The organism is Paenarthrobacter sp. 2TAF44 (assembly GCF_052114885.1).
In the GTDB taxonomy this organism is placed as follows: Bacteria; Actinomycetota; Actinomycetes; order Actinomycetales; family Micrococcaceae; genus Arthrobacter.
Window position 1 is genome coordinate 96,428 of sequence record NZ_JBFRFP010000010.1, and the last position, 20,977, is coordinate 117,404.

Consider the following 20,977-nt stretch of genomic DNA (forward strand, 5'->3'; position numbering starts at 1 on the left):
TGACGCTGTATCCAGCAGTGATTCGGGGTCAGTATTTGTGCACAAATTCGCCAGCTGCAAGACCACTTCCACTCAAGGAATATGTCAGGACACCGGCGCCCTTTTTTCGCTTGGACTGGGCTGAAACCTGAAAATGGAGGTCGCTCCGCCGTGCCGAACCTGTAATGCACGTGACGGCTGTCCGCCCGTCCATCGAGCACGACCACCCTTCCGGAGCAATCAATGAACTCTCCTGGATCCGTGCATCCGGCTCCACAGAGAACACGGCTTTGGCCGGTCCCAGGGACTGTGAACCGCCGATCCCAAAGTCCACCTCCATGGCCGTCATGCCGGAACCATGGTCCTTTGGTATCCGCACCGAGGCTGTCACCGCTACAAGTGACGCGGGAAGGGCAGTTGCCGCTGATGAGGCGGGGTCCGGCGAAGGAACAGATTGTTGCGAGGGCGGCTGGGATTCCATGCCGGAAGGTACCGGGGCGGCGACCAAGGGTTCGGCCCCAGCGTTTGAGCCCTCATGCCCGGCGCTTGACGGCGCTGGCTCAACTGCTGCTGGCGACGCCGGCGATGGCAGGCTCGGCATCGGCGTCGCTGTGGGAGTGGGGGCATGAGTCCCCACGAATGACTCCTGATGGGAGGAACTTGTCTCAATGGCCAACTGCTCCATGGGGACATCCGGCGTCAAGCGACCAACGATTCCAACCGCGCCTAGAGCCAGGCCCAATCCTGCTACCGCCACCATGGCCATTACCGCTGGTTGCCCGATAGCCGGGACCACTATCGCTGCCTTGATGGGGACCAGCCCTCCCAGGAAACCCAGTCCGGCACCCTTGGCTGCCAAGGTGGCGAGAGGTACGCCGGTCACCAGCGGAATAAGCACAGCCCTCATGGTTCCCTGAACGTCCTTTAGTTCCGAGAGAGCGCCGGTGCATTTCGAGCAACCATTAAGGTGTTGACGCATCTTGCGTTCAGCAATCCTTGAAAGTCCACCTCGAATGAAGGTACCGAGTTTCGATGCGAATCCAGCGCAGTCGCTGTCCGGTTCTTCCGCCACATGGGCCTGCAGGTATTGCCTCCTCAGGCCTTCCCGTGCCCTAAGCGCCAGTGCTGACACGGCATTCGCGGACAGGCCCAGAAGCGGCGCCACCGCCGCTGGCTTCATTCTTTCCACGTCCAGATACCACAGCACGGCCTGCCACCGTTCGGGAAGGGCGCGAAATGCCTTTGCGACCGTATGGGATTCGAAGGCTTTGACTACAGCATCGGGATCCGGCAGCGTACGGTCAAGAATTGCGTCATCGCTACTGGGCAGCGACCTCCCGGCCTTCCGGTTCCGATGATGTGACAGACGGGTGACAGTGGACAGCAGATACGCCCTGAAGAAGGTGTCCGGCCCCCGTCCCGCAACCAGGCTCTGCAATACGGCTTGGAAAGCCTCGGCCACAACATCCTCGGCGTCACTTGGATTGTCCACGTTTCGCCGGGCCACTGTGGACGCGACGGACATGTGGCGTTCGTACAGTTCGTCGAATGCGGACATGTCACCGCCCCGCACCAACCCGATAAGATGACCATCGCTCTCAACTCCCGCGCTGGAAGCGTTGTCAGTACCTGTCCCGGATGCCATTTAAGGCAGCCCCACAACGTATAAAATCGTGCCCATATATACGCAGTGCGCATCAAGCTCAAGTCATGACGCGAATTTGTATAGGCTCTTTACCAAAGAGATCCTTCCACCGCTTTTCGTCATGAATCCTTAGTCGGACGCACTATTCGGATATGACATCGTTCCGGACAAAATCATTCGCCGAATGTACATTTTCCCGACACCTGTTGATGCGCAGATGGCAGACCACCAGTTATCAGAATGGTTGGCGGTTCCCCGCAGACTGGTTCCTGCCTGAGGTCCGCACGGTGGTGACATCGCTGGCAACTCGAGCCAATGTTCCACCTCCTACCGCAAGATCCTTGGGCGCGGCGCGGGCTAGGAACGGCGTTGGAATCAGCGAAACCATGACGGACTTCCGCGCCCTCTTCCTGGCGGCAGACCGGAACATGGATATAGAGGCTCTCCAATCCTTGGCTGAGGGATGGGCAGAGGCCGCCGATTCTGCACCAGCGATTTCGTGCACGGACGTTGAGACGGGCCTGGCCACGCAAGCCCATTTCCAGCGACAAATCCACGAACTCTCCATTTTTGGAACGGCCTGTTCCCACCCTTACGCCCTTGCGATCCTGTCCCTGCCCCAGCCCCTTGAGAGCCGCGGCCATCGCTGGACGCTGCTGGCGCGGCTCGGAGAAACTGTTCAACGGCAGCTGCACGGGACAGGTGCTACTGCCATGTACAAGAATTCTGCTGTCCACGTGCTGTTACCTCTCTCGGCGAACAACCTTGGGCAACTGATGGAGTGCAGGACTGCCATGGAAAGCCTGGGCGAAGGAGCCCTGCGACCCGCGCGCATGCAGTTCTTCCCGTTGGCAAATGCCTCTTCAGAGCCCGCGTCCCAGGACTACATTCCCGAGGCAATGTGAGTGAAGCCTATTGGTGCCGTCACGAACAGCGTTGAGCCGCCACTCACCATGCGACGAGACACGCTTCCGCATTCGAAGGACCATCCAACACATGAAGAATCAGCTCCATCTAAAGTCTGCCTCCTTGGTGGCCGCGCTACTGGCTGTTGTGGTGACAGCCTTCGGGCTCGCCTGGTCGGCAGGGCCAGCCAATGCTGCCGTGATCCCGGGTGCGGCGGTCACCATCAGCACGGATTCAGTAGTTACGAACCAATGGGACCAAGTAGACCTGACCTGTCAGTGGTCCGTTCCTGACAACTCGCAACCGGGCGATACCTTCAACCTCCAGCTACCACCAGAGCTTCGATGGTTTGGTGCCGCGTCATTTGATCTTGACAACGCCGACGGCGTAACGGTCGCCAAGGCAGCAGCGAACGATGCCGGACAAGTGGTCTTCACGTTGACCGACTTCGTGGCGGACCATCCCAACAATGTGGGTGGGACGTGCAATTTCAGTACGCAATATGCTGTGCAGCCGGGCACCGGCGAAACGACGGAACTGAACTTCACCGTGGGATCCACAGTGGTGCGCGTGCCTGTGAATGTCGATGGTCCATGCACCAAAGACTGCGATCCCGCTCCCCCTACTTCGGCGGGGAAGTCCATGTGGTGGGCCGACGCTCCCCAAACTGAACTTGAATCCATCTTTTACATGCCTCCGATGCCTTCAGAATCAAACGACGTCGTTGTCACCGACACGCCCGCCGCTAGCATGGAAATCGATTGTGACCACGTCACTCCGCGGGTGGGCAAGGTTGTCAGCAGCTCCGGAAACATCACCGAGCCAATGGACAACGAGCGATACCCCGCAACTGTCGAGTGCACTCCCCAAGAAGCAACGGTGCGATGGACGGGCCTGCCCAAGGGCGAACGGGTGGAGCTGTTCGTCGTCACCAAAGTGACCGACAAGAAGCTGGACGTCTACACCAACAGCGGAACCGTGACTATTGCAGGCGAGGAAACCCCCGTTGGGGCCGAAACCCGGCGGACGCGCGCTGACGGAACAGGCAACGGAACGGCAAGCCCGACACCGACGCCCACGCCGACCCCGAGCCCCAGCACCGCAACACCCACACCGACTCCGACGCCAAGCCCCAGCACCGCAACACCCACGCCGAGCCCCACCACCGCAACACCCACACCGACCCCGACACCCACACCCACGCCGAGCCCCACCACCGCAACACCCACACCGACCCCGACACCCACACCCACGCCGAGCCCCACCACCGCAACACCAACACCCACGCCCAGCCCTAGCACCAGCACCGCAACACCCAGCCCAAGCGCCAGCACCACAAGCCCGGTACTTGTAGCCACTGACGAGCCCACTCAGCCCGCGGAAGTTGCAGGACCAGAACCCCTGGCTACTACTGGCGCTCAAAGCCCAGCCTTCATCTACGCAGCCGCTGCACTGTTGGCCTTGGGATCGTTGCTCGCTTTCCTGGGCGTCAGGCGATCGGCTCGTCGTCAGCACTAAATAGCAAAAGGCCGAGTCGGATGGCCACGGACATCCCGATAGCCATGCAAGACCGCAAGGACTCATAGGCTCCACTGCGAATGGCGATCTCAAGCAAACGATGGGCCGCGCACACGATGCGCGGCCCATCGTTGCACGCATAGGGTTGCACTCATAGGGTTAGACGCATCCGGATGCATGGTCGGGGTTCCACGCTCAATGCTGCACGCTTCCGGGAATGCACCGGTGCGGCGCATAGTTGAGGAGATTGCAAAGCCGCCCAACCGTGGCTCACATCTGACGAGGAGAATCATGAGCTCGCCCACCACTGCAACAGATGCCCAGCTTGCCCGTTGGGAGCGGTTCCGAGCGTCTCGAAATGCAGCACTGGCCTCGGATCACGGCTGGCTGACGCTCACATCGTTTCAGTGGCTCGAGTCGGAGCCGGCAGAAGTCGAGTTTGCCCCGGGCCTGTGGTCAACGGATGGCAGGACTGCAACCCTCACGGCCACCAGCGAGGACGGCCTGACCCTCGTTGAAACCGGCGAAAGCGTTGATGGCACCGTGACGGCAACCCTGCAGGATGAAGAGTCCCTGATGTGGGTGCAGTACGGCGGCGAAGACGGCAAGCAGGTGGTGGTGGAGCTTGCGATGCGGGCGGACAAGTATGCCATCCGGACCAGAGATGCGGGCTCGCCTGTTTTTACGGACTTCACTGGGGTTCCCACCTACGATTACAACCCGGACTGGGTGATTCAGGGTCGGTTCGAACCCTATGACCAGCCGGTGGATGTACCCATCGGAACGGCCAACCCCTTGGTGGACGGCGTTCATCGTTCGGTCGGGGAGGTGGTGTTCCGGGTTCCTGGCGTTGCCCATGAAGTTCGACTCCATGCTGAGGAAGAGAAACTCGGCGCTTTGAACGTGACCTTCCATGATGAAACCAACGGCGACACCACGGACGAGTGGAGGAAGGTTTTCATTCCCCGCCCACGCCCTGATGGATCTGTGGTGATCGATTTCAACCGCGCCATCAACTACCCCAGCGCCTTTACCCCTTATGGCACCTGCCCGATGCCGGTCCGCGGAAATTCCATCGACGTCCGCGTTGAGGCTGGCGAAAAGATCCCTCAGGAGTAAAGCGCCGGGAACCCGGACAGCGGCTGGCTAGACGATCGCAGAGACACCCGTTACTGCACGGCCCACGATCAATGAGTTGATCTCGTATGAGCCCTCGTAGGTGAAGATGGCCTCAGCGTCGGCGAAGATCTTGGCAATTTTGTAGTCGGTGACGATACCGTTTCCGCCCAGGATGGAGCGTCCCAAGGCCACACTTTCACGCATGCGTGCACTGCAGTAGGCCTTTGCCAGAGCCACCTGTGACATGTCGGCACCGCCGTGCCGGGCACCTTGTGCGTCGCGGGAAATGCCCTCCTGAAGTTGGGCGATCCGCACCATCATTCCCATGCTGGCCACGGCGTTGCCGAGCATGTCCACCAGGTGCTGTTGGATCAGCTGGAACCGGGCAAGGGGTTTACCGAACTGCAGTCGTTCCACCGCATACTGCCGTGCGACATCGAAGGCTGCCAACTGCTGGCCGACTGCCTGCCAGGCAACCATGATCCGTGAGCCGCGCAGGAGGTGGTTCGTGTCCGCGAAACTGCTGATTCCTGCGAAACGGTCTGATTCCGTGACGTGGACGTCTTCGAAGAGAATGTCGGCATTCTGCACTGTCCGCAGGGCAATTTTGTTCTCTATCCGGCTCCGCGTGATACCCGGTAGTGAGGCGTCCACAATGAATGCTCGTACAGCACCATCGCTTTCATCTTTGGCCCAAACCAGCATGTAGTCGCAGAACGTCCCGTTGCCGATCCAGCGCTTGGCGCCGTTGATCACCCAGTAATCGCCGCCGTCGGACTCCGCCCTTTCCACACGGCGTGCTGTTGTCTGCATACCGCCCGCGACGTCGGATCCGTGCTCTGGTTCGGTGAGCGCGAAGGCGCCCGTTGTGCGGAGGTTTGAGGCGTCGTCGAGGTATTTGTCCTGCTGGACATCGCTGCCAAAGTCGTAGAGCGACTCAACGAAGAGATCATGATGGACCATGAAGAACGTCGCGATGGAGGTGTCCACCCGTGTCATCTCGGCAATGACCAGCCCGGCGAACAAATGTGTGTAGCCGCGCTGGGCGGGAGCACTGAGCCGGAGGGCCGCGAGCTTGGGCAGGATGTGTTCGGGGAACTCGGCTTTGTCCCACCACTGTCCGGCGTAGGGCGCGATCTCGGCGGCAAGGAAGGAGCGGAGCTCGTTGAGTTTCCGCTGTTCCTGGACACTCAGGAGAGACTCAAAGTCGAAGAAGTCGGCCTTGGGCAGGTCCGCCACAGACGCCGGTATGTAGCGCCCCGAACCCGCGGGAGCCGGCCCTCCGCTGTAGTCCCCCATCATTTCAGGCCCATGCGGATGGCGCCGTCCAGCCGGATCGTCTCGCCGTTCAGCATCGCATTCTCGACGATGTGGGCGGCAAGATTGGCGTATTCGGGCGCGCGGCCGAGCCGCGCAGGATGGGGTACTTGCTGGCCGAGCGACTCCTGGGCAGCTTGGGGCAATCCGGCCATCATCGGAGTCTCGAAGATGCCGGGGGCAATGGTAGCAACCCGGATCAGGGAGCGGGCGAACTCGCGCGCCAGGGGCAGTGTCATCGCCGCAACAGCACCCTTGGATGCGGCATAGGCTGGCTGGCCGATCTGCCCTTCGAAAGCGGCGACGGACGCCGTATTGATGATGACTCCGCGTTCCGGGCCGCCTAATTCGGTAGTGACCGGCTCATTTTCCACCATGGCTGCAGCTGCCAGGCGGATGACGTTGAAGGTTCCAACGAGGTTGATCTGGATGACTTTGTTGAATGCCTCGAGGGGCAGGACACCCTCACGGCCCAGGACCTTGCCCGGCGTCGCGATGCCTGCGCAGTTAACTACGATCCGCAGGGTTCCCAGAGAAGCGGCGGCGTCGACGGCGGCCTGGACCTGGGCTTCGTTGGTCACGTCTGCGGGGGCAAAGACAGCCCGTGGAACTGAGTCCCCAGCAGCGGAACCCGCGGCATTCGAGCCAGCTCCGTTCGAGCCAGCCGCCGAGCCAATGGTGTTCAACTCCGCCGCGTAATCCTCCCCTGCAGAATTTGGCAGGTCCACCAACACCACCGACGCTCCGACGTCGAACAAGCGCTTAGCGGTTGCCGCGCCCAAGCCTGACGCACCGCCGGTGACCAGCGCGACCGTGCCCTTGATGTCCATCCATCCTCCTTGATGCAGAACTCAAATCCGTTAATGCATGTTAACTGGAATTGTGATCCGGCGCACCTTGGGCCCCCGATAGGCTGGTTCCATGCCCACCGAAAGCAATCCCGCCGGCCAGCAACCACCCGCAACGGAGGCGGCAATGTGGGCCATTCGCGCAGATGAGGCCGCCCGTTCTGTCACACGGGCCTTCGGCAGACGGCTGCTTTTCCTCCCAGGCACCCACATCGGCGCTATCAGCATCCCCTTCCGCGGCATCCGCAGCCTTCTCGGTCCATGGCACTACTGGTGGCAGGCGCACTACGTCGACTGCTTGGTGGACACGGGTCGGAGGGAACTGGCCACCAAAACGAGGTTCGACGGCGACTCCCGCCCGAGCGCGGGACGGCTCGCTTCCCGGCTGGTCACCACCATGCGGTTCAGAAACTTCTTCCGGTACGTCAACGATTACTACGACGACATGGCCTGGCTGGCATTGTCCACGCTCCGGCTGGAAAAGCTGGCCGAGGAGACGCGAAAGCCCGGACGTCGCCGGAATGCATACATCCGCCGGAAGCTGACGCTTCAATTCGACTCAGCCTCCACGGACGACCTGGGTGGCGGAACATTCTGGAGTACCAAGAGGGACTTCAAGAACACCCCGGCAACGGCCCCTGTGGCCCTCTACTTCGCACGAACCGATCGCCGTGAGAGGGCTCAAGCCCTGGTGAATTGGCTGAACGGTAAGCTCCTTCACCCCGATCGAGGCCTTTATCTCGACGGATTACGGCTGCGCAAGGGGCAAGTAATCCTCGAAGATGCGATCTACACCTACAACCAAGGGCCAATCCTTGGGGCACTCCTGGAACTGGGCGGAGTGGAGAACCTGGACCGCGCCGCCCATCTGGTCGAAGCCGTTGCGAGGGAGCTCACGGTGCCCGGCACGCAAGTAATTCACGGTGATGGAACCGGGGATGGGGGCCTCTTTACCGGCATCCTGATCCGTTACCTTGCACTCGCCGCGAGGGATCAGCGCCTCCCGGAAACCACGCGCAAGGCAGCCAGAGGCCTTGTATTCAGCACAGCCGGGGCCTTCTGGGATGGCCGCTGGGAGTCCACCAGTGATCCCAAGTATCCGGGTCCCACCTTCTCCCCCAACCCCCTGCGCCCGGCGAGGGAGACGTATCCAGCGGGGACCGCCGTCGAGCTTTCCACCCAACTGCAGGCATGGATGACACTGGAGGCGGCAGCCACGCTGGCGAGCTAGCAATTAGGGCACGCAACAGTTACGTAATTGTTGTGATCCTTGTCACATAAGCCCTTCACGCTTTGGAAGCATAGGTTTGCCTAACCTACGCTTTTCTCAGCGGGTTCCCCCAAACCTTCCCGCTCACACGGAACAAGCCCAAAGCTTGGCACTCTGTGTCTTTGTTCGCAGAAAGAAGCCCTTATGAAGCTCTCCAAAAACGCGCTGGCGGGCATCGCCCTGCTCGCATCCGCCGCCCTTGGCCTCACCGCCTGTGGCTCCAACGCCAGCACGCCTGCCGCCTCCGGTTCGCCGTCGGATGCGGCTGCTTCGGGCGAAGGCATCACGGTCTACAACGCGCAGCATGAGAGCCTGACCCAGGAATGGGTGGACGCCTTCACCAAGGAAACCGGCATCAAGGTCACCATGAGGCAGGGCTCGGATACCGAACTTTCCAACCAGATTGTCCAGGAAGGTGCAGCTTCTCCGGCAGACGTATTCCTGACAGAGAACTCCCCCGCAATGGCGCAGGTTGAGAATGCCGGATTGTTTGCCGACGTAGACAAGGCCACACTGGACCAGGTCCCCGCTGAATTCCGTCCTTCCACGGGCAAGTGGACCGGCATCGCAGCCCGCTCCACCGTCCTGGTGTACGACAAGAACAAGATCAGCGAAGACAAGCTGCCCAAGTCGATGCTGGACCTGGCGAACCCGGAGTGGAAGGGCAAGTGGGCCGCTTCACCGTCCGGTGCTGACTTCCAGGCGATCGTCGCAGCGCTGCTCGAACTCAAGGGCGAAGCCGCCACGGAAGAGTGGCTCAAGGGCATGAAGGAAAACTTCAAAGCCTACAAGGGCAACAGCACGGCCATGAAGGCCGTCAACGCTGGTGAAGTGGACGCCGCCCTGATCTACCACTATTACTACTATGGCGACCAGGCCAAGACCGGCGAGAACTCCAAGAACGTCACACCGTACTTCTTCAAGAACCAGGATCCGGGCGCGTTCCTTTCGGTCTCCGGTGGCGGTGTCCTGAAGTCGTCCAAGAAGGCAGCGGATGCCCAGGCATTCCTGAAGTTCATCACCGGCAAGAAGGGACAGGAAATCCTGAAGACCGGTACCTCGTTCGAGTACGCCATCGCCTCGCAGGTAGATGCCAATGACAAGCTTGTGCCCATCAAGGAGCTGCAGGCACCCACCGTTGACCCGGCCAAGCTGAACTCCACAAAGGTCACCGATCTGATGACCAAGGCAGGACTCCTGTAATTCTGTGATCACTGATCTTTCGGCTCCCGACATTCCACAGTCGGCAGGGAGCACGACGACGGCGGGCAAGGGCAAACGCCCTCGCCCGCCATTCGGCGTTTCCACGGTGTCCTTGCTGGCGGTGTTGATCGCGCTGTTTTCCCTGATGCCCTTGGGCTACGTCATCTTCATGACGGCAACGACAGGCTGGGACACCGCCGTCGAACTCATTGTTCGCCCCCGCGTGGGCGAACTGCTGTTGAACACCATCATGTTGACGGTCTTGACGGTGCCGTTGTGCCTCATTCTTGGGGTGGGCGGCGCTTGGCTGGTTGAGCGCACCAAGCTGCGAGGGAGCCGCTGGTGGGCCGTTGCACTAGCGGCACCGCTTGCCATTCCCGCCTTCGTCAACAGTTACGCGTGGGTATCGGCCGTACCTTCCATGGAGGGCATCTGGTCCGGCGTGCTGATCGCCACCCTCTCCTATTTCCCTTTGGTTTACATTCCCGCCGCCGCCACGCTGGGGCGCTTGGATCCGGCGATCGAACAATCCGCCGCGTCGCTCGGCTTGGGTTCCTGGGCCGTGTTCTTCCGAGTGGTGCTCCCCCAGCTTCGTATCGCAATGACCGGAGGTGCATTGCTGGTCGCCCTGCACCTCCTTGCGGAGTACGGCGCTTTCGCAATGATCCGCTTTGATACCTTCACGACGGCGATCATGGTCCAGTTCCAGTCGACGTTCAACGGTGCCGCTGGAAACATGCTGGCCAGCGTCCTGGTCTTCCTCTGCCTGCTTCTTCTCCTTGCCGAAGTCAAGAGCCGAGGCACCGCCCGCTATGCCCGGATTGGCTCAGGTGCCCAGGCCAAAGCAACACGGGCGCCTCTGGGCGGATACCAAGCTCCGGCGCAGCTCGCTTTGCTTGCCCTGACAGGGTTGGCGTTTGGGCTTCCTGTCTGGTTCGTCCTGCGCTGGCTTTTTGCCGGAGGTGCTGAGGTATGGGCCGCCGACGAATTCATGCCCGCGCTGCTGCAGACCCTCCTGTACGGGGCTGCCGGTGCAGCAGTTACCACGATCGTTGCCTTTCCCATGGCCTACTTGGCGGTTCGGCATCCCAGCTGGTTCAGCAAGATGCTCGAACTGTCCAACTACGTCACCAGCTCCCTGCCCGGAATCGTGGTGGGCCTCGCCTTCGTCACCGTGAGCATCCGCGCAGTTCCCGGCATCTACCAAAGTGCCGGCGTGTTGGTTGCCGCCTATGTCCTGCTCTTCCTTCCCCGGGCGCTGGTCAACATCCGCTCCGGGCTGGCCCAGGCACCTAAAGAGCTCGATGAAGCCGCCCAATCCCTTGGCAAAGCTCCGATGGTGTCCTTCTTCCGTGTGACCCTGCGGCTCACGGCGCCGGCTGCGGCAGGTGGTGCCGCACTCGTCTTCCTGGCCATCGTCAATGAACTCACGGCAACCCTCCTTCTCTCGCCCAATGGAACCCGCACCCTGGCAACAGAGTTCTGGAGCAAGAGCAGCGAGATCGACTACACAGGCGCCGCACCCTATGCGCTGCTGATGATCGTGCTTTCCGCCCCGATGACCTACCTTCTTTTCCAACAGTCCAAGAAAGTGGCCGGACAGTGACCGAACAATCCCCACCCAGGCTCCCGTCACCCCGCGTGGCGCCGTCCATTGTGCCCACCACCAACACGCACTTGGACATCTCTGAGGTCACAAAGAATTTCGGTTCCCAGGCTGTGCTGAAGGGGGTCAATCTTTCCGTGGCCAAGGGCGGAACCACCGCCATTGTGGGTCCTTCCGGCTCCGGCAAAACCACGCTGCTTCGCTTGATCGCAGGCTTCGAGCACCCAGACACCGGGACCATTTCCCTGAACGGCTCAACGGTTGCGGGCAATGGAGTGTGGTTCCCTGCGCACAAACGGCAGGTGGGATACGTCGCCCAGGATGGAGCGCTTTTCCCGCACCTGACCGTGGGACAGAACGTCGCTTTTGGCTTGGATTCCGGAAAGCTCGACGGCGGCCGCCGGGCCGTTGCTTCCCGCGTCCAGGAACTGCTCGAAATGGTGTCCTTGGACGGCTCCATGGCGAAGCGGCGTCCGCACCAGTTGTCGGGCGGCCAGCAACAGCGCGTTGCCTTGGCACGTGCCCTGGCCCGCGAACCGGAGCTCATGTTGCTGGATGAGCCGTTCTCGGCTCTCGACGCCGGGCTCCGCGTAGCTACGCGCCGGGCTGTGGCCAAGGTGCTCAACGCTGCAGGCGTCACAACCATCCTCGTAACGCACGACCAAGCCGAAGCTCTTTCCTTTGCCGACCAAGTGGCCATCATGCGCGGAGGAAAACTGGCGCAGATTGGCAACCCATTCGTGGTCTATACGCGGCCAGCTGACCGCGCGACGGCCGAATTCCTCGGCGACGCCGTGATCCTGGACGCTTGGATGGAAGGGTCCCTGGCCACGTGTTCACTCGGCGGGATTCCCGTCCGCCGGCCACCAGCACAGGGCAAAGTGCAGCTCATGCTCCGCCCGGAGCAGATACGCATCGCACCCGACGGCCCGATCCGGGGCGTCGTTGTAGACACGGACTACTTCGGTCCCGAAACGACCGTCCGGATACGGCTCGGCGCTTACACCGCGGCTGACGGCGTGCTCTCCGGAAATGGCCACCGCTACCCCGGCGGAGGAGAGATCATCACCATCAGACACTGGAACGCTTCCATCACCAAGCCTGGCACCGAACTCTGCCTTCGCGTCGTGGGCGAAGGCGTGGCGTTCGCACCCGAGGCCTGAGCTATCCGGATTGGGAAGCCTGCCTGGGCTCCGAAGCCGGACGCTTCTTCTGCGGGTATGGCGCCTCGTGCCGGGCAAGCATCTCCACGAAACCAGCGATCTTCCGCTCCCTCGTCTCTGCCCTTTTGACCAGGTTGGTCCGGTGTATGAGGGCGAAGCGGTTCTGGGACGTCAGGACGTCGAACATGGCCTGTGCCTCCGGGACAGCGGCGATGGCAGCAGCGAGATCATCAGGAACCACGGAATCCGCAGGACCGGCGTAGGCAGCTTCCCAACGCCCATCGGCTTTGGCGGCGTCGACGGCGGCCCATCCCGCGGCGGTCATCTTGCCTTCCTGGTCCAAGCGGGCAATATGCCCAACGTTCCGTGCTGACCAGATGCTCCGGCGCCCCCGGGGTGTCATGCGCTGGAAGTAGCTGTCGGCGTCGCGGCTTTTTGATTGGCCGTCGATCCAGCCGAAGCACAGCGCCTCGTCCAGCGCGGCGTCGTAATCCAGCTCCGTGACGTTCCCACCCTTTTTATGCAGGACCAACCACACACCCGGGCTGTCGGCAGCGTACGCCTCAAGCCACGCACGCCATTCGGCCGCGTCCTTGACGATCAATTCTTCGAGCTCGATGGGCATGGATTCATTCTGCGGCAAACCCGACCGCATAGTGTGGAGGTCAGAAGCCGGAGTGCCAGCGAAGCCAGCCCAGGAGGACCCATGTTGCGAGCCCGCCCCATCCACTACACATCGCACTTTGAGCAGTGGACCACGCTGCTGCAGGCGCTGGGTTTGGTGAAGACGGTGGACGACGGCGACTGGCAAGAGTTCGACGCCGGCTCGGGTCGCCTCGCGATGGGCCGGCTGGAGCACGGCCACCCACTGGATGGTTACACGATCTTCAGTGTGGAGGTAGGGAATATGGAGGAGTTCGCACGCCGTACTGAGGAAGAGGGCAGCCAAGCAGAGCTCCATGAGGCCTCCTACGGGCCCACGGTGCGGATCTCGGCCGATGACGGTTTCGAGTTCTTTGCTTTCCCCGCGCGACGGGCAGCAGATGGCAGCTGGGCCACATCCACTGATGCCGACCCAGCACTCACGGTGGCAGGGACGTGGGTGAGCCCTTTGGTGGCGTTCTCCGCAAATGTTTTGCGCAACATCGGAGCCCGGCCACGCACGGAGGACGACGAATCGGCGACCTTCACCACCAAGAACGGCGGCATACTGCGCATCATCCACGGTGCGGACGCCACCAACGGGGACCTCGCGTTTGAGTACGACGGCGATTTGGAACCACTGCTGGAGCGCCTCAAGGCTGCGGGCATCGAGGCCAGGATCACCGAAGACGTCCTGTACGTCGCCAACCCGGATGCTGTGAGCGGCGCGGCGCCGGCGTCGGTTGTCGTGGAGAAGTCACCAGTCCCGGCCGCGTAATACAGCCGAGAGCGTAACCCCGCAGCCACGGCGCCGCTGCCACCAAACTTCGGCTGGGGATGCGGTAGAACTTAACCATGAGCGTACGTACACCCGACCCGTATCCAGGCTGGCTTTCCGACGAAGACCTGTTCGAAGCCCGCGGCCGCCTTCCCATGGTCTACGTGGAGGCAGTCCCCGTTCGCCTGGATCCGCTCGGGTACGTCAATGAAGTCGGTTCCCTCCTGCAGGGCGACGCCGACGGCAACATGGTTCGCTACCTCGTCTCCGGCCGCGTCCTTTACCGTGAAACCATCCGGGCAGCCCTGCTGCGGCACATGGAAAAGGACCTCGGCCCCCTCGCGTTCCCGCAGCTGCCCATCAGCCCCGTTCCCTTCACGGTGGCCGAATACTTCCCCGCACCGTCCCAGACAGGCTTCACCGACGACCGTCAACACGCGGTGTCGTTGGTCTTCATCATCCCCGTCACTGGCGAATGTGAACCGCGCCAGGACGCCCTGGAACTCACGTGGATGACGCCGCAGGAAGTCCTGGGTGACGACGTTCAGCAGGAGTTCGAGGGCGGCCGCGGCAACCTCGTGCGCCAGGCGCTGGCTTTCTCGGGCATCGTCCTCTAGTTCGGGCATAGTCCCATAGTTCGGCATCGTCCTTTAGCGGGTCCCGCGTCCTGCGGCGGCTGGAGTTTGTAGACTGGACGGCGGACCGCAAGAGAACCAAAGGACTTCCGATGACTCACAGCCCAGCCTCACAGCAATACCGCGAAAAGCAGGCTGGGGACCTGCAACCCGGAGACTTTGTGTTCCTGCCCGGAGACGGGCCTGCCGAGGAGATCGGCAGCGTCGAGGTCCAGAACGATGATTATGGCGTTGCCGCGCTGCTGCTGGTGACAACGGTCGACGGCGGGACGGTGCGGATCGCTGTTGGCTCCAGTGTGCCCGTGGGTGGCGGAGCTTCCGCTGGCTCGGCCGCACCCGAAGCCGCCGTCCGCCTGCCTGAATCCGAAGCCGACGCGGACTCCAGCACCTCGACGGAGGGCGACGCGGAAGCGGCGGCGGGTTCCGCCGTCGTCGTTCCCCCACGCCCGGAAACGCCGCCTGCGGTTACCACGCCGGTCCCCGAAGAGCTCGCGCTGATCCCCGAGCCGGACGGAACGCCAGAAGCAGTGGTGCGGGCCGCCGTCGCCAATCACAAGGGCAAAAACGGCGTTCAGGTGCTCGCCGAAAGGTTGGCGAAGGGCATCAACACCAAATCCGGCAGCTGCCTCCGGGATCTCAGTAACCTGGCGTTCGATCTTTGCATAGTGCTGCGCGATCCGGACAATGCCTTGGCGGTCGCGGATCTCCTGAACGTGCTTCCCTTTGACGGCAACCCCGACCGCTGGGCGTCGATCGAACGCGCCCTGGCACTTTCCAGCTTCATTTGCCGGGAGGGTGGACAAACCGAACGCGCGGCCGTCTACGAGAAATTGCTGCGCGCCCATGAGTCCGAGGAGACGGACCCTTTCAAGGCCCGGATCGCCGCCAAAGTCCGCCAGCGCGCCCTGAACGAACCGAATTTGTACGACAAGGAAATCTTCCGCGCGATCGATAACGGCAACCACGAAGCCGAGCGCGAATGGCGGTTCCTCCGGCTGGAAGCGCTGTTGTTCCTGCGGGCCCACGGTGGATCCGAGACACTCGGAGAAGAGGAGCTGGGCCGGCGCATCGGCATCGAACTGGATGCCGTGCGGGCCTGAAATGAGCGGTGCCCGGATTCGTCCGCCCAGTCCCGGCACTTCTAAACTTCAAGACCTGTTTTACGGACGCGAACGGCGGTAGATTCGGGGCCATGACGAACAATCTGAGCGTTGTGATTAATGCCGACGCGCAGCAGGTTTGGACAATGCTGCGCGAACCCTCCCTGGTGGCTCAATGGCACGGATGGGAAGCCGATGACCTCGCCGATGAAATCAAACAGATCTACTTCCACCCGGATGTTGTGGAAAATGCGGATCACACCAAACTGACTGTCCACGCCGGGGATGAGTTTGAGCTCCACCCTGTTTCCGGCGGCACCGAAGTCAAAGTCACGCGCGCCGCGCTGGACCATGACTCCGAGTGGGCGGAATGGGACGAGGACATCACGCAGGGCTGGCTTACGTTCCTGCAACAACTCCGTTTCGCCCTTGAGAGACACCCCCATGGTCAGCGGCGCACCCACTTCGTGTCCCTTCCGGGAAGTGGTGGCCTCGCCATCGAAAAGCTGGGGCTTGGCGACCTCCCGCCGGTCGGCGACGAGTATTCGCTCAAACTTTCCAGCGGTGAAGAGATTTCGGGCAAGGTCTGGTTCAAGAGCCGGCACCAGGTGGGGCTCACTGTTCACAGCTACGCAGAGCACGGCGATGGATTGCTGATCGTTGCCGAGCAACTGCCGATCCCTGACAAAAGGCCCGACGGCGGTTCCATGGTGATTGCCTCCACGTACGATCTGGGGGCTCACACCTTGGCGGACATCAGGTCATCCTGGGACAAGTGGAAGGATGAGAACTACAGCTCGTAGGAAGGGTTCCGCAGGTTACCCGGGGTAAAGCTGGCACACTTGTTAGCGTGCCAGCTTCCGCTTTCCTGCCCTCGTCTCCTCCGTCCACTGCCTTGCCGGGTCTTTCTTCACGGCAATCCGAGTTCTCGTTTTCGGTGGGCCAGCGCCTGACCGAAACGTGTTCGCCGTCGGACGCCTTGATCGAAACCAATGGCGGCACTTTCCTGGGCCGGACCGGAACCATCACCACGCCGCACGGAACCATCCAGACGCCCGCGTTCATCGCCGTCGGAACCAAAGCAACAGTCAAGGCCGTGCTGCCCGAGTCCATTGCCGGGCTCGGTGCGCAGGCAGTGCTGGCCAACGCCTACCACCTGTACCTGCAGCCGGGCCCTGAGATCCTCGACGCCGCTGGCGGGCTGGGGGCCTTCATGAATTGGTCCGGCCCGACGTTTACGGATTCCGGCGGATTCCAGGTGATGAGCCTGGGTTCGGGGTTCAAGAAGGTCATCGACATGAAGAATGTGGACACCTCCGGCCCCGATGACGCGGTGGCACCCGGCAAGGAACGGCTGGCGCACATTGATGACGACGGCGTGTGGTTCAAGTCGCACCTCAACGGGGACCGACACCGCTTCTCCCCCGAGATTTCCATGCAGGTCCAGCATCAGATCGGCGCTGACATCATGTTCGCGTTCGACGAGCTGACCACGTTGCAGAACTCGCGGGCTTACCAGGAGGAGTCGCTGGAACGGACGCGGCTCTGGGCTTTGAGGTGTTTGGAAGAGCATGCCCGTTTGACTGTTTCCCGGGTGGGAAAGCCGTACCAGGCACTGTTTGGTGTGATCCAGGGTGCACAGTACGAGGACCTCCGGCGAAAGGCCTGCCGGGACCTCGGGGCCATGCCTTTTGACGGGTACGGGATCGGCGGTGCCCTGGAAAAGGAGAACCTGGGCACGATTGTGCGCTGGTGCAACGAGGAACTCCCCGAGGACAAGCCACGGCACCTGCTGGGCATTTCCGAGCCGGACGATATCTTCACGGCAATCGAGAACGGCGCGGACACCTTCGACTGCGTCTCGCCCACCCGCGTGGCCCGGAACTCAGCGTTCTATACCCCGTCTGGTCGGTTCAACCTGTCCGGGGCCCGCTATAAGGCCGATTTCGGACCACTGCAGGACGGCTGCGACTGCTACACGTGCGGAAACTACTCGCGCGCGTACATCCACCATCTGTACAAGGCCAAGGAAATGGTCTCGGCCACTCTGATCTCCATTCACAACGAGCGCTTCGTGGTGAAGATGGTGGACGATGCGCGGTTGGCCATCGAGTCCGGGGACTTCTTCGAGTTCAAGGCGGAGACGCTGGGCCGGTACTACTCGTAGCTGTGGTTGGCGTGGCAGGTCTCGCGGGGTTCCCTAGGCTGCGACTGGCCCGTAGCTCGGCTCGCGCTTCTTGATATAGCCGACCACCAACACCGTGATCGGGACGAACAGGAACTCCACGCCGGTCTTGTAGACGAAGCCCACCAGAACGTAGTTGGCGAACATGCCAAAGTCAGTGATGCCGATGACCGAGGCCGCGATGCTGCAGAAGATCAAGGTGTCCACGAATTCGCCCACAACGGATGAACCCATGAGCCGCGCCCACAAGGTTTTCTCGCCCGTGCGCTCCTTCATTTTCACCAGAATCCAGGAGTTGATGGTCTGACCCGCGAGGAAGGCCAGAAGTGAAGCGAGCACGATCTGCGGGACGGGGCCGAGTGCGCCTTCGATAGCCGCTTGCTTGGCGGTTCCGTACTCATCCGTGAAGCCAGGCAGCACGATGATCACCCAGTAGCAGAGTGAAGCGAAGGCTGAGAGAGCGAAGGAGGTAATGATGGCCTTGCGTGCCACCTTGAAGCCGTAGACCTCACTCATAACGTCGCCCAGGATGTAGGCCAGGGGGAACAGGAAGAATCCGCCATCGGTGATGATCGGACCAAGCACGACGCCCTTGGATGCGCCGATATTGGACAGGATCAGCACCACGGCCATGACGGCGAGCATGATGCCAAAGTACGGGGATCCGATCGAAGCGAAGCGGGGTGCAGGCTTGCTCAAGGTGCTGGAGCCGGAAGGCGAGGGCATGGGTCATCCATTTCGTAGTGGTTCGCGCGGGCGCTGTTGGTTCAGGCACCCGGCTGTATTAGCACTGTTGTTGGTGGGGCTCAGCCCGACACCAGCTTTATTGTCCCACCCACCAACGTTCTCTCACATCCTGACCGGTTTCCACCGATCTTCTCTCACATCCTGACCGGTTTCCACCGATCTTCTCTCACATCCAACCGGCTTCCTTCCGAACGTTTTCTGAACATGTTCAAATATGCAGCTATACTCGTTATTGAACACGTTCAAATTTAGTTCGAGGAGCAGTGCCATGGCAACAAAAAGCGAACAGACCCGGCAGCTTGTAGCCGACGTCGCACTAAGAATGTTCCGGGAAATCGGCTTCGAGAAGACCACCATGCGCGCGATTGCACAGGAGGCGGGAGTTTCCGTCGGCAATGCCTACTACTACTTCGCATCGAAGGATGAGCTCGTCCAGGAGCTGTATATCCAAGTCCAGAACGAGCATGCGGAGGTTGCGGCACAGGTTCTCAACGACGTCCACGATCTCGCCGGTCGACTGAAAGCCGTGCTGCACACGGGCGTCGACGTCATGGCGCCCTATCACGAGTTCGGCTCAGATTTCATCGCAACCGCGATCCGGCCGACGTCGCCAGTCAATCCATTTGGCGAGGCGTCCACCGCCGCCCGCGAGGCTTCGCTTGCGATCTTCCGGTCCGCCGTCGACGGTTCCTCCCCCGCCGTCGCCAAGAAACTGCGCGAAGATCTACCGGAGCTGCTGTGGCTTGCATATATGGGTGTCGCCCTTTTCTGGGTCTACGACAAATCCGAGGGCCAACGCCGCACACGGAAACTGATCGACGGTGCCGCGCCCTTGGTAGCGAGGGGGTTGTCGCTGGCGAAGATTCCTGGCGTCGGCAAGGTATTCGACGACGTTCTGGGACTCGTCCGCAGCGTGAAGGAAGGCTCGTGATGGAGCGGACAGTGGCACTTGCGGGCGCTACCGGGTTCATCGGCACCTACTTCAGGCATCGATTTGCCACAGAGGGTTGGCGGGTGCGAACGGTTGGACGAGGCGGTTCAGCTGATGCTTTATGGAACGACGACGGCGCCATCACCAGGGTGCTGAACGGCGCCGAACTGCTGGTGAACCTCGCCGGACGATCTGTGAATTGCCGCTACAATGACAGGAACCGCCGGGAGATCGTAGACTCCCGGGTCTTAACGACTCGTGCCCTGGGCCGTGCCATTGCTCGATGTGCCCAGCCGCCCACGACGTGGATCAACTCCAGCACTGGCACCATCTATCGGCACGCGGAGGACGGTCCACAATCCGAAGCATGGGGTGAGCTGGGTAGCGGGTTCTCCGTGGCAGTTGCCCGTGCCTGGGAGGACGAGCTGGCTGCTGCCCATGTTCCGGGCACTCGAAAGGTTCCCCTTCGCATTGCGATCGTCCTCGGTCCGGGCGGTGGCGTGATGACTCCTCTGCGGATTATGGCCCGGCTTGGTTTAGGTGGGCGTATGGGGCCGGGCACGCAGAAGTTCAGCTGGATTCACGTGGAGGATCTGTTCCGCGCGGTGGCATTTGTCCACGGGCAGTCTGCACTTACTGGTGCAGTAAACGCAGCAACGCCATATGCCGTGGATAACCGCGAACTGATGTCGCTTATTCGGCAGAGTATGGGTCCCGTGGACTCCCGACGCCAGCTTGGCTGCTCGAAGCCGGAGCTGTCCTCATCCGGACACAGACGGAACTGGTGTTGAAGAGCCGGTGGGTCGAACCCCGGAAGTTAGTCGATGCGGGTTTCACCTTCTCCTATCCAGCTCTGGGCGGCGCGCTCAATGCGATCGCGGGGGGCAAGTGATGAGTCTGACCGCCCGTTCGGAAGTCTGGATCTACGGACCAAAGGATCGAGTGGTTTTGGGCTGGAAGGCCCTGATCATCGGGATCTTGATGTCACACCTTGTCTTTGGCGTCCTCCTAGCCCTATCAAACCCAGCATGGGGCGTCGTCTTGTTCGCCTTCAGTGCCCCGCCAACATGGGGAGCCGCTGCTGCGGTCGGCTCACTGTTGGGCCTGGCACTGCGACGCATCCGGAATCAATGGATTCATGTCGCTGCCTTCTTTGCGACCCCGGCTCTTGTGAGTGTCCCCTTCGGAGGGTTTTGGAATCCCTCAGCATGGGCCTTTCCCTTGAGCATTGCCGTCGCTGCAGGAATCGCGCGCCTTTCCGTTTGGAAAATCGTCCGGATCAACGACCTGCCTTCTCTCACATAATCACCGCCTTCCGGGCAGCAACGTTCTCTCACATCCCGACGCTTTCCGGGCAATGTTCTCTCACATCCCGCAGTGCGCGA

Annotated in this window: 19 protein-coding genes and 1 pseudogene; 15 read left to right on the forward strand and 5 right to left on the reverse strand. The window is 61.6% G+C overall.

Going from position 1 to position 20,977, the window contains the following annotated elements:
• Nucleotides 1–28 precede the first annotated feature (28 nt).
• Nucleotides 29–1,624 carry a sigma-70 family RNA polymerase sigma factor gene (locus tag AB4Z15_RS11655; protein WP_442017393.1) on the reverse strand — a complete coding sequence of 532 codons (1,596 nt, stop codon included), beginning with the start codon at nt 1,622–1,624 and terminating at the stop codon, nt 29–31.
• 209 nt (nt 1,625–1,833) lie between these two features.
• On the opposite strand from AB4Z15_RS11655, the gene AB4Z15_RS11660 reads away from it, so the two are divergent.
• The 3 genes from AB4Z15_RS11660 (at nt 1,834) to AB4Z15_RS11670 (ending at nt 5,167) form a co-directional block, all read left to right on the forward strand.
• A complete protein-coding gene (locus tag AB4Z15_RS11660) occupies nt 1,834–2,529 on the forward strand; it encodes a hypothetical protein (protein WP_442017394.1) in 696 nt (231 codons plus the stop codon).
• A 91-nt stretch (nt 2,530–2,620) separates the two neighbouring features.
• Nucleotides 2,621–4,048, forward strand: a complete 1,428-nt coding sequence (locus AB4Z15_RS11665; RefSeq protein WP_442017395.1) for an Ig-like domain-containing protein — start codon at nt 2,621–2,623, stop codon at nt 4,046–4,048.
• A 291-nt stretch (nt 4,049–4,339) separates the two neighbouring features.
• Entirely contained in the window at nt 4,340–5,167 is an 828-nt protein-coding gene (locus AB4Z15_RS11670; protein WP_442017396.1) for a DUF1684 domain-containing protein, read from the forward strand.
• Nucleotides 5,168–5,194: 27 nt separating this feature from the next.
• Here the strand turns inward: AB4Z15_RS11670 and AB4Z15_RS11675 are convergent, their stop codons facing one another.
• Nucleotides 5,195–6,466 carry an acyl-CoA dehydrogenase family protein gene (locus tag AB4Z15_RS11675; RefSeq protein WP_442017447.1) on the reverse strand — a complete coding sequence of 424 codons (1,272 nt, stop codon included), beginning with the start codon at nt 6,464–6,466 and terminating at the stop codon, nt 5,195–5,197.
• Nucleotides 6,466–7,314, reverse strand: coding sequence for an SDR family NAD(P)-dependent oxidoreductase (locus AB4Z15_RS11680; RefSeq protein ID WP_442017397.1), 849 nt, complete (start codon nt 7,312–7,314; stop codon nt 6,466–6,468). The genes AB4Z15_RS11675 and AB4Z15_RS11680 overlap by 1 nt, the downstream gene beginning before the upstream one ends.
• A 91-nt stretch (nt 7,315–7,405) precedes the next feature.
• Here AB4Z15_RS11680 and AB4Z15_RS11685 point away from each other — a divergent pair, with 91 nt between their 5' ends.
• The 4 genes from AB4Z15_RS11685 to AB4Z15_RS11700 all read left to right on the forward strand — a co-directional run bounded on the left by AB4Z15_RS11685 (nt 7,406) and on the right by AB4Z15_RS11700 (nt 12,574).
• Nucleotides 7,406–8,563 carry a glycoside hydrolase family 76 protein gene (locus AB4Z15_RS11685; protein ID WP_442017398.1) on the forward strand — a complete coding sequence of 386 codons (1,158 nt, stop codon included), beginning with the start codon at nt 7,406–7,408 and terminating at the stop codon, nt 8,561–8,563.
• A 183-nt stretch (nt 8,564–8,746) separates the two neighbouring features.
• A complete protein-coding gene (locus AB4Z15_RS11690) occupies nt 8,747–9,805 on the forward strand; it encodes an iron ABC transporter substrate-binding protein (protein ID WP_442017399.1) in 1,059 nt (352 codons plus the stop codon).
• Between the two features lie 4 nt (nt 9,806–9,809).
• A complete protein-coding gene (locus AB4Z15_RS11695) occupies nt 9,810–11,411 on the forward strand; it encodes an ABC transporter permease (protein ID WP_442017400.1) in 1,602 nt (533 codons plus the stop codon).
• Nucleotides 11,408–12,574 (forward strand): ABC transporter ATP-binding protein, encoded by a 1,167-nt coding sequence (locus tag AB4Z15_RS11700; RefSeq protein WP_442004674.1) that lies wholly within the window; start codon nt 11,408–11,410, stop codon nt 12,572–12,574. The genes AB4Z15_RS11695 and AB4Z15_RS11700 overlap by 4 nt, the downstream gene beginning before the upstream one ends.
• A 1-nt stretch (nt 12,575) precedes the next feature.
• Here the strand turns inward: AB4Z15_RS11700 and AB4Z15_RS11705 are convergent, their stop codons facing one another.
• A complete protein-coding gene (locus AB4Z15_RS11705; protein ID WP_442017401.1) occupies nt 12,576–13,199 on the reverse strand; it encodes a YdeI/OmpD-associated family protein in 624 nt (207 codons plus the stop codon).
• 81 nt (nt 13,200–13,280) lie between these two features.
• Between AB4Z15_RS11705 and AB4Z15_RS11710 the strand changes: the two genes are divergently transcribed.
• The 5 genes from AB4Z15_RS11710 (at nt 13,281) to tgt (ending at nt 17,896) form a co-directional block, all read left to right on the forward strand.
• Nucleotides 13,281–13,994 carry a hypothetical protein gene (locus tag AB4Z15_RS11710; RefSeq protein ID WP_442017402.1) on the forward strand — a complete coding sequence of 238 codons (714 nt, stop codon included), beginning with the start codon at nt 13,281–13,283 and terminating at the stop codon, nt 13,992–13,994.
• Nucleotides 13,995–14,071: 77 nt separating this feature from the next.
• Nucleotides 14,072–14,611, forward strand: coding sequence for an NUDIX hydrolase family protein (locus AB4Z15_RS11715; RefSeq protein WP_442017403.1), 540 nt, complete (start codon nt 14,072–14,074; stop codon nt 14,609–14,611).
• 110 nt (nt 14,612–14,721) lie between these two features.
• Entirely contained in the window at nt 14,722–15,729 is a 1,008-nt protein-coding gene (locus AB4Z15_RS11720; RefSeq protein ID WP_442017404.1) for a DUF6707 family protein, read from the forward strand.
• Between the two features lie 92 nt (nt 15,730–15,821).
• Nucleotides 15,822–16,532, forward strand: coding sequence for an SRPBCC family protein (locus tag AB4Z15_RS11725; protein WP_442017405.1), 711 nt, complete (start codon nt 15,822–15,824; stop codon nt 16,530–16,532).
• A gap of 47 nt (nt 16,533–16,579) precedes the next feature.
• Nucleotides 16,580–17,896: a tRNA guanosine(34) transglycosylase Tgt gene (tgt, locus tag AB4Z15_RS11730; RefSeq protein ID WP_442017406.1), complete on the forward strand. Its 1,317-nt coding sequence runs from the start codon at nt 16,580–16,582 to the stop codon at nt 17,894–17,896.
• A gap of 33 nt (nt 17,897–17,929) precedes the next feature.
• Here the strand turns inward: tgt and AB4Z15_RS11735 are convergent, their stop codons facing one another.
• Nucleotides 17,930–18,640 carry a queuosine precursor transporter gene (locus AB4Z15_RS11735; protein WP_442017407.1) on the reverse strand — a complete coding sequence of 237 codons (711 nt, stop codon included), beginning with the start codon at nt 18,638–18,640 and terminating at the stop codon, nt 17,930–17,932.
• Between the two features lie 289 nt (nt 18,641–18,929).
• Here AB4Z15_RS11735 and AB4Z15_RS11740 point away from each other — a divergent pair, with 289 nt between their 5' ends.
• The 3 genes and pseudogenes from AB4Z15_RS11740 to AB4Z15_RS11750 all read left to right on the forward strand — a co-directional run bounded on the left by AB4Z15_RS11740 (nt 18,930) and on the right by AB4Z15_RS11750 (nt 20,897).
• On the forward strand, nt 18,930–19,592 hold the full coding sequence (locus AB4Z15_RS11740; RefSeq protein WP_442017408.1) for a TetR/AcrR family transcriptional regulator: 663 nt from the start codon (nt 18,930–18,932) through the stop codon (nt 19,590–19,592).
• A pseudogene (locus AB4Z15_RS11745) lies at nt 19,592–20,484 on the forward strand (TIGR01777 family oxidoreductase). The gene AB4Z15_RS11740 and the pseudogene AB4Z15_RS11745 overlap by 1 nt, the downstream one beginning before the upstream one ends.
• Nucleotides 20,484–20,897: a hypothetical protein gene (locus AB4Z15_RS11750; RefSeq protein ID WP_442017409.1), complete on the forward strand. Its 414-nt coding sequence runs from the start codon at nt 20,484–20,486 to the stop codon at nt 20,895–20,897. The pseudogene AB4Z15_RS11745 and the gene AB4Z15_RS11750 overlap by 1 nt, the downstream one beginning before the upstream one ends.
• The last annotated feature ends 80 nt before the right edge of the window (nt 20,898–20,977 follow it).

Excerpts from the sequence above, each read along its gene's own strand:
- AB4Z15_RS11715 (WP_442017403.1), top strand. The coding sequence starts at position 14,072 with ATGAGCGTACGTACACCCGACCCGTATCCAGGCTGGCTTTCCGACGAA.
- AB4Z15_RS11710 (WP_442017402.1), top strand. The coding sequence starts at position 13,281 with ATGTTGCGAGCCCGCCCCATCCACTACACATCGCACTTTGAGCAGTGG.
- AB4Z15_RS11680 (WP_442017397.1), bottom strand. The coding sequence starts at position 7,314 with ATGGACATCAAGGGCACGGTCGCGCTGGTCACCGGCGGTGCGTCAGGC.
- AB4Z15_RS11670 (WP_442017396.1), top strand. The coding sequence starts at position 4,340 with ATGAGCTCGCCCACCACTGCAACAGATGCCCAGCTTGCCCGTTGGGAG.
- AB4Z15_RS11675 (WP_442017447.1), bottom strand. The coding sequence starts at position 6,466 with ATGGGGGACTACAGCGGAGGGCCGGCTCCCGCGGGTTCGGGGCGCTAC.
- AB4Z15_RS11750 (WP_442017409.1), top strand. The coding sequence starts at position 20,484 with ATGAGTCTGACCGCCCGTTCGGAAGTCTGGATCTACGGACCAAAGGAT.
- AB4Z15_RS11685 (WP_442017398.1), top strand. The coding sequence starts at position 7,406 with ATGCCCACCGAAAGCAATCCCGCCGGCCAGCAACCACCCGCAACGGAG.
- AB4Z15_RS11660 (WP_442017394.1), top strand. The coding sequence starts at position 1,834 with ATGCGCAGATGGCAGACCACCAGTTATCAGAATGGTTGGCGGTTCCCC.
- AB4Z15_RS11690 (WP_442017399.1), top strand. The coding sequence starts at position 8,747 with ATGAAGCTCTCCAAAAACGCGCTGGCGGGCATCGCCCTGCTCGCATCC.
- AB4Z15_RS11720 (WP_442017404.1), top strand. The coding sequence starts at position 14,722 with ATGACTCACAGCCCAGCCTCACAGCAATACCGCGAAAAGCAGGCTGGG.
- AB4Z15_RS11725 (WP_442017405.1), top strand. The coding sequence starts at position 15,822 with ATGACGAACAATCTGAGCGTTGTGATTAATGCCGACGCGCAGCAGGTT.
- AB4Z15_RS11740 (WP_442017408.1), top strand. The coding sequence starts at position 18,930 with ATGGCAACAAAAAGCGAACAGACCCGGCAGCTTGTAGCCGACGTCGCA.
- AB4Z15_RS11655 (WP_442017393.1), bottom strand. The coding sequence starts at position 1,624 with ATGGCATCCGGGACAGGTACTGACAACGCTTCCAGCGCGGGAGTTGAG.
- AB4Z15_RS11735 (WP_442017407.1), bottom strand. The coding sequence starts at position 18,640 with ATGCCCTCGCCTTCCGGCTCCAGCACCTTGAGCAAGCCTGCACCCCGC.
- AB4Z15_RS11665 (WP_442017395.1), top strand. The coding sequence starts at position 2,621 with ATGAAGAATCAGCTCCATCTAAAGTCTGCCTCCTTGGTGGCCGCGCTA.
- AB4Z15_RS11705 (WP_442017401.1), bottom strand. The coding sequence starts at position 13,199 with ATGCCCATCGAGCTCGAAGAATTGATCGTCAAGGACGCGGCCGAATGG.